This window comes from Stutzerimonas degradans, assembly GCF_024448505.1.
In the GTDB taxonomy this organism is placed as follows: Bacteria; Pseudomonadota; Gammaproteobacteria; order Pseudomonadales; family Pseudomonadaceae; genus Stutzerimonas; species Stutzerimonas degradans.
The window spans coordinates 196053-206969 of sequence record NZ_JAMOHV010000005.1; the positions used below are offsets into that span (position 1 = coordinate 196053).

Here is a 10917-nt window from a genome sequence, read left to right on the forward strand (position 1 = left end):
AAGCGGGAACCGAAGCGGCTGTCGTTCGTCTTACTGGTGATGGCCTTTTGCAGTTGCACAGGCCGATCTCGAAAAAGGAGTAGCACCATGTTCAGCTCATCCCTGCTCAAGCGTGTCGCTGCCGTTGTGGCGGCTTTGCATTTCATGCTGGTTGCGCAGATTCCGATGGCGCAGGCGGCGATGATCGGTACGCCCGAAGTGATTGCCGAGCAGCAACAGCAAGTCGATCGCCAACAGCTGCTTACGATGTTGGACGATCAGGACGTGCAGAAGAAACTCGAGTCGATGGGCGTCGATCGGACGCAGGTAGAGAAGCGTATTAACAGCCTGACCCCCGCAGAACTGGCGCAGTTCAACCAGCAGCTCGACCAGGCCCCGGCCGGTGCCGGTGTGGTTGGGATAATCGTGCTGTTCCTGGTGATCTTCATCATCACGGATATGCTTTGTGCAACTAACATTTTCAATTTCGTCAATTGCATCAACCGTTGACCCGACGCCTTGGTTGGCTGGTATTGCTGGTCGTCGTTCTACTCGGCGGCTGCGCACACAAACCGCTGAACATCGGTAGTGCGCAGCTGCCGGAGCGGATCGAACTTGTCGATACGCCATTCTTCGCGCAGGAGGATTATCAGTGCGGACCTGCGGCGCTGGCGACAATGCTGGCGCATGGCGGACGGCCAGTCACTCCTGAACAGTTGGTCGATCAGGTCTATATCCCGCAGCGCCGTGGAAGCCTGCAGGTAGAGATGGTGGCCGCTGCGCGTGCGAACGGGATGCTGGTGTATCCGTTGCGCCCGCGGCTGGAAACGCTCTTGGAGGAAGTGGCCGCGGGTAATCCGGTTCTGGTTTTGCAGAACCTGGCCTTCGATCGCTGGCCGCAGTGGCATTTCGCTGTGGTGATCGGCTACGACCTGGGCGAGCAAGAGATCATTCTGCGCTCCGGGACCACTCGGCGTTGGGTCGGCAGTTTTCACCAGTTCGAGCGTAGCTGGGCGAAGGGGGATCGCTGGGCAATCGTGACGGTTAGGCCGGATCGATTGCCAGCGACGGCCGAGGAGGCGGTCTGGCTGCGGGCAGCGAATGACCTTGAGCAGGTGGGGCTGGTGGATTCAGCGCAAGTGGCCTATCGCGTGGCCGGCGAGCGCTGGCCTGGCGGCATGCCGTGGTTTGCGCTAGCTAACAGCGAATATGCACTGGGTGATCGGCAGGCTGCAGAGCAGGCGCTGCGCATCAGCGTGAGCCGCGACGCCGGATTCGCTCCCGGCTGGTTCAACCTTTCGCATGTATTGGCAGAAAAAGGATGCTTCAACGAAGCGCAGCAGGCGCGCACTTGCGCGGCGAGTATCTCGCCGCAGGACACGCGCTTTGCCGAGCCTCTGCCGTTGCCCGTCGCTGGTGCGCGACAGGCTTGCCAGGCGATTCCTGCCTGTCGCTAATCTAATCAGATGCCCAATCTATCGCGCAGACTGTAGTACAGCGCGCCAAGCGCGCTCAGCGGCACGCGTAGCTGATGGCCGCCAGGGAAGGGATGGTGCGGCAGACTAGCGAAAGCATCGAAACGTTCCGCCTGGCCGCGCAAGGCTTCGGCGATGATCTTGCCGGCCAGGTGGGTGTAGGTGACGCCGTGGCCGCTGCAGCCCTGCGAGTAGTAAATGTTGTCTCCCAGGCGTCCGACCTGCGGTAACCGCGACAGCGTAAGCAGGAAATTGCCGGTCCAGCTGTATTCGATCTTGACGTCCTGTAGCTGTGGAAAGGTCTTTAGCATCTTGGGGCGAATGATCGATTCGATATCGGCTGGATCGCGTGCCCCATATGCCACGCCACCACCGTAGATGAGGCGTTTGTCGGCAGAGAGTCGGTAATAGTCGAGTAGGTAGTTGCAGTCTTCGACGCAGTAGTCCTGCGGCAGTAGACGGTGGGCGAGATCACCGTCCAGCGGTTCGGTCGCAATTACCTGGGTTCCGCACGGCATCGATTTGGCGGCGAGTTCGGGTACCAGTCCGCCAAGGTAGGCGTTGCCGGCAATTACCAAGAATTTTGCATGTACCGAGCCTTGCGCGGTGTGCACTACTGGCGCGGGACCGCGATCGATACGGATTGCCTGGCTTTGCTCATAAATGATTCCGCCCAGCGACTCCAGCGCCGCAGCCTCGCCCAGCGCAAGGTTAAGTGGGTGGATGTGGCCGCCCAGCTTGTCCAGGGTCCCGCCGATGTAGCGATCGCAAGCGACGATCTCGCGAATGGCATCTTGATCGAGTACTTCCAACTGGTCGTAGCCATAGCGCTCCCAGAGCGCTTTCTGCTGCTCGAGGTGGTGCATTTGTTTGTGCGTGAAGGCTGCGAAAACGCCGCCGTTCTTGAGGTCGCACTGGATGCCGTAACGCGTGATGCGGTCACGAATGATCCTTCCGCCTTCAAACGCCATCGCGCCGATCAGGCGCGCTTCGTTGACGCTAACACTGCGCTCCACGCTGTCGAGATCCCGACTGTAGCTGTTGACGATCTGGCCGCCGTTGCGCCCAGAGGCCCCGAAGCCTACCCGGGCCGCCTCCAGGACCACTACCTGATAGCCCTGTTCGGCGAGAAACAGGCCGGCGGAAAGGCCGGTGTAGCCGGCGCCGATGACGCAGACATCGGCGTGCTTGCTTTCACGTAATGGCGGCCGTTCCGGTGCTGGATTCGCTGAAGCAGCATAGAAAGACGGGGGGTAGGGTGTGTGCGGCATTTCGATATACCTGTTGTATATATTTGACGCGATGCTAGCGCGACCGCTGGTGCTCCGCCAGCGCTGCCGCTCCATCCGCTCGCGTCCCGGTAAATTTTTCAGATATCAGCGGCTTAGCTGAAAAAAAGCTTGACTCTCGCGGGGCTGGCTATAGAATGCGCCCCCATCGAAGGCACATAGCTCAGTTGGTTAGAGCACCACCTTGACATGGTGGGGGTCGTTGGTTCGAATCCAATTGTGCCTACCAATTCGGAAAGGGTCGCGAAAGCGACCCTTTTTTTTGGCTTGCTTGTCAGGGTGCGTGGCTTTCTGAAAGCATGTCTGTTTCATTCTTCCAGTGACTTCGGTTTGTGCGGCTCGAGCCTACCGGCATCTGCCACTGTGCGGCAGGAGATTCGCTGAATCGCTTTCCTGGCTCATCCCAACCCATGTGGCCTTTGGTAGGGGTCACCACTAGGAGAGGAGGCGCCATGCCCATCATTACTCTTCCTGACGGCAGTCAGCGTTCGTTCGATCATGCGGTGTCCGTTGCGGAGGTTGCGCAGTCCATCGGTGCGGGACTAGCCAAGGCGACGCTCGCCGGCAAGGTAGATGGCCGGCTGGTCGATGCCTGTGATCTGATCGAGCGCGATGCCAGCGTGCAGATCATCACGCCGAAGGATGACGAGGGGCTGGAAATCATCCGTCACTCGTGTGCGCACTTGATCGGGCATGCGGTGAAGCAGTTGTATCCGACGGCGCGGATGGTGATCGGGCCCGTGATCGACGAGGGCTTCTATTACGACATCGCCTACGAGCGTCCCTTTACGCCGGATGACGTCGCCGCGATCGAAGCGCGAATGCGCGAACTCATCGACAAGGATTACGATGTCGTCAAGAAGGTCACTCCGCGCCAGGAAGTGATTGATGTCTTCAGTTCGCGTGGCGAGGAATACAAGCTGCGCTTGATCGAGGATATGCCGGACGAGCAGTCGATGGGCCTGTACTACCACGAGGAATACGTGGACATGTGCCGTGGTCCGCACGTCCCTAATACCCGCTTTCTTAAGGCTTTCAAGCTGACCAAGCTGTCGGGCGCGTACTGGCGTGGCGATGCCAAGAACGAGCAGCTGCAGCGTATCTACGGTACGGCCTGGGCGGACAAGAAGCAGCTGGCGGCCTACATCCAGCGCATCGAGGAGGCAGAGAAGCGCGATCACCGCAAGATCGGCAAGCGCCTTGATCTGTTTCATACGCAGGAAGAAGCGCCGGGCATGGTTTTCTGGCATCCGAACGGCTGGACGCTCTACCAAGTGCTTGAGCAGTACATGCGTGCCGTGCAGCGCGATAACGGCTATCTGGAGATCAAGACGCCCCAGGTGGTGGATCGGGTTCTCTGGGAAAAGTCGGGACATTGGGCGAACTACGCCGAGAACATGTTCACCACCGAGTCGGAGAGTCGTGATTACGCGATCAAGCCGATGAACTGCCCGTGCCACGTGCAGGTCTACAACCAGGGGCTCAAGAGCTACCGCGAGCTGCCGTTGCGGCTGGCTGAGTTCGGTGCCTGCCACCGCAATGAGCCATCCGGCGCGTTGCATGGGATTATGCGGGTGCGCGGCTTCACTCAGGATGACGCGCATATCTTCTGTACCGAAGAGCAAATGCAGTCCGAGTCCGCGGCATTCATCAAGCTGACTCAGGCGGTGTATGCTGATTTCGGTTTCGACGATATCCAGCTCAAGCTGTCGACTCGCCCGGAAAAGCGCGTGGGTTCCGATGAGCTGTGGGATCGGGCTGAGGCGGCTCTGGCTGCGGCGCTCGACAGCGCTGGACTGGCATACGATCTGCAGCCGGGTGAAGGTGCGTTCTACGGACCCAAGATCGAATTCTCGCTGAAAGATTGCCTCGGCCGGGTCTGGCAATGCGGTACGTTGCAGCTGGACTTCAATCTGCCTATTCGTCTGGGTGCTGAATACGTCAGTGAAAACAATGACCGCCAGCATCCGGTGATGTTGCATCGCGCAATTCTCGGTTCATTCGAGCGCTTCATCGGTATCCTGATCGAGCACTACGAAGGAGCCTTCCCGGCCTGGCTGGCACCGACTCAGGCGGTGGTGATGAATATCACCGACAAGCAGGCCGAATTTGCTCTCGAAGTTGAAAGAACCTTGAGTCAAAGCGGGTTTCGTGCCAAGTCCGACTTGAGAAACGAGAAGATCGGCTTTAAAATCCGCGAGCATACTTTGCTCAAGACTCCTTATCTCTTGGTTATCGGGGATCGGGAGGTTGAGACTCGCTCCGTTGCTGTGCGCACCCGCGAAGGCGTCGATCTGGGCTCCATGCCCCTCGAGCAATTCGCGCAGCTGCTGGCGCAGGCGGTTTCCCGGCGTGGTCGCCAAGATTTGGAGTAATAGCTATTAAGCGTGAAATGAGACAAGACAAACGAACCGCACCCAAGGCCCCGATCAACGAGAATATCTCGGCTCGTGAGGTCCGTTTGATTGGTGCTGACGGCGAGCAGATTGGCATCGTCTCGATTGATGAAGCGCTTCGAGTAGCAGAAGAAGCAAAACTGGATCTGGTGGAAATTTCCGCTGATGCCGTTCCGCCGGTTTGCCGGATCATGGATTACGGCAAGCATCTCTTCGAGAAGAAGAAGCAGGTCGCAGCGGCGAAGAAAAACCAGAAGCAGATCCAGGTAAAAGAAATCAAGTTTCGTCCAGGGACGGAAGAGGGAGACTATCAGGTCAAGCTGCGCAACCTGATTCGTTTCCTTAGCGAGGGAGACAGGGCCAAGGTTTCGTTGAGATTCCGTGGTCGTGAGATGGCACATCAGGAGCTGGGAATGGAGTTGTTGAAGCGGGTCGAAACCGATCTGGCTGAATACGGTTCCGTAGAACAGCATCCGAAGATGGAAGGACGCCAGCTGATCATGGTCATCGCTCCCAAGAAGAAAAAGTAATCACCAGGGCACTGGCAGGCCTTGCGGTTATTTGTAATCACCCACACTGTGGAGATCGAACATGCCAAAGATGAAGACTAAAAGTGGTGCTGCGAAGCGCTTCAAGAAGACTGCTAACGGCTTCAAGCACAAGCACGCTTTCAAGAGCCACATCCTGACCAAGATGACCACTAAGCGTAAGCGTCAGCTGCGCGGTTGCTCGCAAGTGCATCCGTCCGACGTTGCAAAAGTGGAGCGCATGCTGCGCGTTCGTTAATCCGGTCAAGACTCAGAGGAATAACTCATGGCTCGTGTTAAGCGTGGCGTCGTTGCCCGTCGCCGTCACAAGAAAATCCTGAAACTCGCCAAAGGCTACTACGGTGCGCGTTCGCGCGTGTTCCGCGTCGCCAAGCAGGCGGTAATCAAGGCTGGCCAATATGCCTACCGCGACCGCCGTCAGCGCAAGCGTCAGTTCCGCGCTCTGTGGATCGCTCGTATCAATGCCGGTGCGCGTGTTAACGGTCTGTCCTACAGCCGTTTCATCGCTGGCCTGAAAAAGGCGGCCATCGAGATCGACCGTAAGGTTCTGGCCGATCTGGCAGTGAATGAGAAAGCGGCGTTTGCTGCGATTGTCGAAAAAGCGAAAGCTTCTCTGGCTTAAGCCCCGGCAATCACAGGCTTTCTAGCCTGCTGCAACGTCATCAATAGGGGAAGAGTCTCATGCTCTTCCCCTATTTTGTATTTGCGAGGGGCTTTTGCAAAAGTGCGCGTGGCACCGATCTGCGCCTCGATCGGCGGCCAGTGCGGTTCTGCAAGAACCTCTGGAGGTTGTGTACATGGAAAACCTGGAGGCACTGGTCTCGCAAGCGCTCGAGGCTGTGCAACGAAGCGAAGACGTCAACGCCTTGGAGCAGATTCGGGTCCAGTACCTGGGAAAGAAGGGCGAGCTGACTCTGGTGATGCAAACATTGGGGAAGCTTTCGCCGGAGGAGCGACCCAAGGCAGGCGCATTGATCAACGCGGCCAAATCCCAGATTCAAGACGTTCTCAACGCCCGCAAGGCTGAGCTTGAGCAGGTGGCGCTGGGCGCTCAGCTGGCAGCTGAGCGCATTGACGTTTCCCTGCCTGGGCGTGGCCAGATCTCGGGCGGCCTGCATCCGGTGACCCGTACGCTCGAGCGCATCGAACAGTTCTTCAGCCACATCGGATACAGGGTTGCCGAAGGGCCTGAAGTTGAGGATGACTATCACAACTTCGAGGCCCTCAACATCCCGGGCCATCACCCGGCGCGGGCGATGCACGATACCTTCTACTTCAACGCCAATATGCTGTTGCGGACCCATACATCTCCGGTTCAGGTACGAACTATGGAGTCCCGCCAGCCGCCAATCCGGATCGTTTGTCCGGGGCGAGTCTATCGCTGCGATTCTGATATCACTCATTCGCCGATGTTCCATCAAGTAGAGGGCTTGCTGATCGACGAGGGCATCAGCTTCGCCGACCTAAAAGGCACCATCGAGGAATTTCTGCGGGTGTTCTTTGAAAAGCCGCTCGGTGTGCGCTTTCGACCTTCCTTCTTTCCGTTCACCGAGCCTTCGGCCGAAGTGGACATGCAGTGCGTGATGTGCAGCGGTAAGGGCTGCCGGGTATGCAAGCAGACTGGTTGGCTTGAGGTCATGGGCTGCGGCATGGTGCATCCGAACGTATTGCGGATGTCCGGCATCGACCCGGAGAAATACCAAGGATTTGCCTTTGGTATGGGTGCCGAGCGCCTGGCCATGCTTCGCTATGGCGTCAATGATTTACGCCTGTTCTTCGACAACGACCTGCGGTTCTTGGCGCAGTTTCGCTAGGCGCGGTGCCCGTCAACGGATTTAGGAGAACAGAATGAAATTTAGTGAACAGTGGCTGCGGAGCTGGGTTAATCCGCAGGTTTCTCGTGACGAACTGGTAGCTCGCCTGTCGATGGTTGGCCTCGAGGTTGATGCCGTTACTCCCGTTGCCGGCATGTTCAGCGGCGTGGTGGTCGGCCAAGTGCTGAGTGTCGAGCAGCACCCCGATGCCGATAAGCTGCGTGTTTGTCAGGTCAGCAACGGTGTCGAAGCCTTCCAGGTGGTGTGCGGTGCGCCGAATGTGCGCGCCGGATTGAAGATCCCTTTCGCCATGATCGGTGCGGTGCTTCCGGGTGACTTCAAGATCAAGAAGGCCAAGCTGCGCGGAATCGAATCCAACGGCATGCTTTGCTCGGAAACCGAACTGCAGGTCGGTAACGATGACAGCGGTTTGATGGAATTGCTCGATGACGCATCGGTTGGACGCGACTTACGTGACTACTTGGGGCTGGATGATGCGACCATCGAAATCGGCTTGACTCCGAATCGGGGGGATTGTCTGTCGCTGAAAGGTTTGGCGCGCGAAGTGGGTGCGATATATGACGTCGCAGTGAACGTTCCGTCTGTTCCGGCTGTTGCGGAAAGCCACGAACAGCGTCTTTCTATTGAAGTGGCCGCCCCACAAGCCTGCCCGCGTTATCTGGGGCGTGTCATTCGTAATATTGATTGCTCGCGCCCGACGCCGTTGTGGATGGTGGAGCGTCTGCGTCGCTCTGACGTGCGCAGCATTGATGCGGTCGTCGATATCACCAATTACGTGATGCTTGAGCTCGGACAACCACTCCATGCCTTCGATCTGAAGCAGATCAACGGCGGCGTTCGAGTGCGGATGGCTGACGAAGGCGAAAAACTGGTTTTGCTGGACGGCCAGGAAGTGACGCTGCGCGCTGATACGTTGGTGATCGCAGATCATCAGCGAGCCTTAGCCATCGCCGGTGTAATGGGTGGCGAGCATAGCGGTGTGGCCGCGCAAACCCGAGACATTTTCCTTGAGAGCGCGTTCTTCGACACCATCGCCTTGGCCGGTAAGGCTCGCTCCTATGGTTTGCATACCGACGCGTCGCACCGCTATGAGCGTGGTGTCGATCCTCAATTGGCTCGAATCGCCATGGAGCGTGCCACAGCGTTGCTGCTTGAGATTGTTGGCGGCGAAGCAGGCCCAATCACAGAGGTAGTAAGCGAAGTCGATCTGCCGAAAATTGCTCCGATTACGTTGCGCGCAGAGCGCATCAGCCAGATGCTGGGTTTGCAACTCGAGCCTACTCAGGTGGTTCGGTTGTTGACCTCGCTCGGCTTGAGCGTTACCGACGACGGCATCGGCCGTTGGCAGATCGGCGTTCCCAGTCATCGTTTCGATATCAGCCTAGAGGTCGATCTGATCGAAGAGCTGGGCCGGCTGTATGGCTATGATCGTCTTCCCGTGCGCTATCCGCAGGCGCGTCTTGCACCGGAAGCGAAGGCTGAAGCTCGTGCAGAGTTGCCGCTTCTGCGGCGTCTGCTAGTCGCACGTGGTTATCAGGAGGCAATCACCTACAGCTTCATCGATCCGAAACTGTTTGAGCTGTTCGCGCCTGGGGTAACGCCGCTGCAATTGGCTAATCCGATCTCCGCTGATATGGCAGTGATGCGTGTATCGCTGTGGCCGGGCCTGATCAAAGCGTTGCAGCACAATCTCAATCGTCAGCAGTCGAGGGTACGTTTGTTCGAGGCCGGCTTGCGTTTCGTTGGCCAGCTGGACGGGCTGAAACAGGAATGCATGCTGGCCGGTGTGGTGTCCGGCAGTCGTTTGCCTGAGGGATGGGCTAACGAACGCGAACTGGTCGATTTCTACGATGCTAAGGCGGACGTCGAGGCGTTGCTGGCCTACGCGGGTGATGGTGGGTCGTATCGGTTCGTTGTTGCCGAGCATTCGGCTCTGCATCCTGGGCAGACCGCTCGTATTGAGCGGGACGGGCGACTGGTCGGCTACATCGGCAGACTGCATCCGGAGTTGGCCGGTAATCTAGGAATCGATCAGCCGGTATATCTGTTTGAATTGCTCGTTTCAGAAATTGTCGAAGGGCGACTCCCACAGTTCAGCGAGCTGTCGAGATTCCCTGAAGTGCGGCGGGATATTGCTCTGCTCGTCGACCGCGACGTCGCAGCTGAGGCGGTGACGCAGTGTATTCGCGAGGCGGCTGGGGAATACTTGGTTCACCTCAAGCTATTTGATGTGTATCAGGGCAAAGGTATTGATCCCTCTAGCAAAAGTGTGGCAGTCGGCTTGACCTGGCAACACCCTTCACGCACTCTTAATGACGAAGAGGTTGGCGCTGCTATGCAGAGCATCCTGACCTCGCTGGAAGAAAGGTTCAACGCCACGTTAAGGAAATAGCGTATGGGGGCTCTGACGAAAGCTGAAATGGCGGAACGTCTATACGAAGAGCTAGGCTTGAATAAGCGTGAAGCCAAGGAGTTGGTCGAGCTTTTTTTCGAAGAAATTCGTCAGGCGCTGGAACATAACGAGCAGGTGAAATTGTCAGGGTTTGGCAATTTCGACCTGCGCGATAAGCGCCAGCGCCCTGGTCGTAACCCGAAGACAGGCGAAGAAATTCCGATCACGGCGCGCCGCGTCGTAACTTTCCGTCCAGGGCAAAAACTCAAAGCCAGAGTCGAGGCCTATGCTGGAACCAAGTCATAACGACGAACTGCCCGTCATCCCTGGCAAGCGCTATTTCACTATCGGTGAGGTCAGTGAGCTTTGCGCGGTGAAACCCCATGTACTGCGTTACTGGGAGCAAGAGTTTCCACAGCTCAACCCTGTGAAGAGAAGAGGCAATCGGCGGTACTATCAGCGACAGGATGTGTTGATGATCCGTCAGATTCGTGCACTCCTTTACGAGCAGGGATTCACTATTGGTGGAGCTAGGCTGCGCTTGTCAGGTGATGAGGCGCGCGAAGACACCACGCAATACAAGCAACTGATTCGCCAGATGATCTGCGAGTTGGAGGAAGTACTACAAGTTCTGCGTAAGTAGAGCAGGGCAAAGCCAACGGAAGAAAAACCTTCACATTTTCAGTCGCTTAATGTATAATTTCGTCCGTCTTCAGCTTTCACAGAAGACTACGGGGCGTAGCGCAGCCTGGTAGCGCACTTGCATGGGGTGCAAGGGGTCGAGTGTTCGAATCACTCCGTCCCGACCAAAAATCCTCAAGAAATCCAGTCACTTAGCGGTGACTGGATTTTTTTATGCCCGCTATTTATTGCCGCAGGTTAAGATTTTGCTCATGCTGGTCACCGTTGGGTCACCGTTAGCTAAATGTTAGGTACTCGCTTACGGTAGTCTTGAAGAGTAGAGCTGGGGCGAAACCGCAGTAAGTAGAGCGGAAATGGTAAG

At 57.3% G+C, this 10917-nt stretch carries 11 protein-coding genes and 2 tRNA genes; 12 read left to right on the forward strand and 1 reads right to left on the reverse strand.

Going from position 1 to position 10917, the window contains the following annotated elements:
• The first annotated feature begins 87 nt into the window (after positions 1–87).
• Both NAV27_RS09575 and NAV27_RS09580 read left to right on the forward strand, forming a co-directional pair.
• Positions 88–489 (forward strand): PA2779 family protein, encoded by a 402-nt coding sequence (locus NAV27_RS09575; RefSeq protein ID WP_008569006.1) that lies wholly within the window; start codon positions 88–90, stop codon positions 487–489.
• Positions 486–1436 (forward strand): PA2778 family cysteine peptidase, encoded by a 951-nt coding sequence (locus NAV27_RS09580; protein WP_180981453.1) that lies wholly within the window; start codon positions 486–488, stop codon positions 1434–1436. The genes NAV27_RS09575 and NAV27_RS09580 overlap by 4 nt, the downstream gene beginning before the upstream one ends.
• Positions 1437–1441: 5 nt before the next feature.
• Here the strand turns inward: NAV27_RS09580 and NAV27_RS09585 are convergent, their stop codons facing one another.
• Complete coding sequence (locus tag NAV27_RS09585) at positions 1442–2725, reverse strand: NAD(P)/FAD-dependent oxidoreductase (protein ID WP_102829219.1); 1284 nt, start codon at positions 2723–2725, stop codon at positions 1442–1444.
• A gap of 170 nt (positions 2726–2895) precedes the next feature.
• On the opposite strand from NAV27_RS09585, the gene NAV27_RS09590 reads away from it, so the two are divergent.
• From NAV27_RS09590 to NAV27_RS09635, 10 genes are all read left to right on the forward strand, one after another.
• Positions 2896–2972, forward strand: a tRNA-Val gene (locus NAV27_RS09590).
• Between the two features lie 223 nt (positions 2973–3195).
• Entirely contained in the window at positions 3196–5118 is a 1923-nt protein-coding gene (gene thrS / locus NAV27_RS09595; RefSeq protein WP_102829218.1) for a threonine--tRNA ligase, read from the forward strand.
• The gene (infC, locus tag NAV27_RS09600; protein ID WP_177313814.1) at positions 5118–5669 is read left to right on the forward strand and encodes a translation initiation factor IF-3; all 552 of its coding nucleotides are present in this window, start codon (positions 5118–5120) and stop codon (positions 5667–5669) included. Before thrS ends, infC begins: the two co-directional genes overlap by 1 nt.
• A gap of 61 nt (positions 5670–5730) precedes the next feature.
• A complete protein-coding gene (gene rpmI / locus NAV27_RS09605) occupies positions 5731–5925 on the forward strand; it encodes a 50S ribosomal protein L35 (protein ID WP_003298367.1) in 195 nt (64 codons plus the stop codon).
• A gap of 27 nt (positions 5926–5952) precedes the next feature.
• The gene (gene rplT, locus NAV27_RS09610) at positions 5953–6309 is read left to right on the forward strand and encodes a 50S ribosomal protein L20 (protein ID WP_008569012.1); all 357 of its coding nucleotides are present in this window, start codon (positions 5953–5955) and stop codon (positions 6307–6309) included.
• Positions 6310–6484: 175 nt separating this feature from the next.
• Entirely contained in the window at positions 6485–7501 is a 1017-nt protein-coding gene (pheS, locus tag NAV27_RS09615; protein ID WP_102829217.1) for a phenylalanine--tRNA ligase subunit alpha, read from the forward strand.
• 34 nt (positions 7502–7535) lie between these two features.
• Positions 7536–9914 (forward strand): phenylalanine--tRNA ligase subunit beta, encoded by a 2379-nt coding sequence (gene pheT, locus NAV27_RS09620; protein WP_102829216.1) that lies wholly within the window; start codon positions 7536–7538, stop codon positions 9912–9914.
• 3 nt (positions 9915–9917) lie between these two features.
• The gene (gene ihfA / locus NAV27_RS09625; RefSeq protein WP_003282572.1) at positions 9918–10220 is read left to right on the forward strand and encodes an integration host factor subunit alpha; all 303 of its coding nucleotides are present in this window, start codon (positions 9918–9920) and stop codon (positions 10218–10220) included.
• Positions 10201–10557, forward strand: a complete 357-nt coding sequence (locus NAV27_RS09630) for a MerR family transcriptional regulator (RefSeq protein ID WP_008569016.1) — start codon at positions 10201–10203, stop codon at positions 10555–10557. Before ihfA ends, NAV27_RS09630 begins: the two co-directional genes overlap by 20 nt.
• A gap of 89 nt (positions 10558–10646) precedes the next feature.
• Positions 10647–10723: transfer RNA gene (locus tag NAV27_RS09635), tRNA-Pro, on the forward strand.
• Positions 10724–10917 lie beyond the last annotated feature (194 nt).

What these genes read in the sequence shown, in the direction of transcription:
- NAV27_RS09575 (WP_008569006.1), top strand. Translation starts at nt 88, where the DNA reads ATGTTCAGCTCATCCCTGCTCAAGCGTGTCGCTGCCGTTGTGGCGGCT.
- NAV27_RS09585 (WP_102829219.1), bottom strand. Translation starts at nt 2,725, where the DNA reads ATGCCGCACACACCCTACCCCCCGTCTTTCTATGCTGCTTCAGCGAAT.
- thrS (WP_102829218.1), top strand. Translation starts at nt 3,196, where the DNA reads ATGCCCATCATTACTCTTCCTGACGGCAGTCAGCGTTCGTTCGATCAT.
- rpmI (WP_003298367.1), top strand. Translation starts at nt 5,731, where the DNA reads ATGCCAAAGATGAAGACTAAAAGTGGTGCTGCGAAGCGCTTCAAGAAG.
- rplT (WP_008569012.1), top strand. Translation starts at nt 5,953, where the DNA reads ATGGCTCGTGTTAAGCGTGGCGTCGTTGCCCGTCGCCGTCACAAGAAA.
- pheS (WP_102829217.1), top strand. Translation starts at nt 6,485, where the DNA reads ATGGAAAACCTGGAGGCACTGGTCTCGCAAGCGCTCGAGGCTGTGCAA.
- pheT (WP_102829216.1), top strand. Translation starts at nt 7,536, where the DNA reads ATGAAATTTAGTGAACAGTGGCTGCGGAGCTGGGTTAATCCGCAGGTT.
- ihfA (WP_003282572.1), top strand. Translation starts at nt 9,918, where the DNA reads ATGGGGGCTCTGACGAAAGCTGAAATGGCGGAACGTCTATACGAAGAG.
- NAV27_RS09630 (WP_008569016.1), top strand. Translation starts at nt 10,201, where the DNA reads ATGCTGGAACCAAGTCATAACGACGAACTGCCCGTCATCCCTGGCAAG.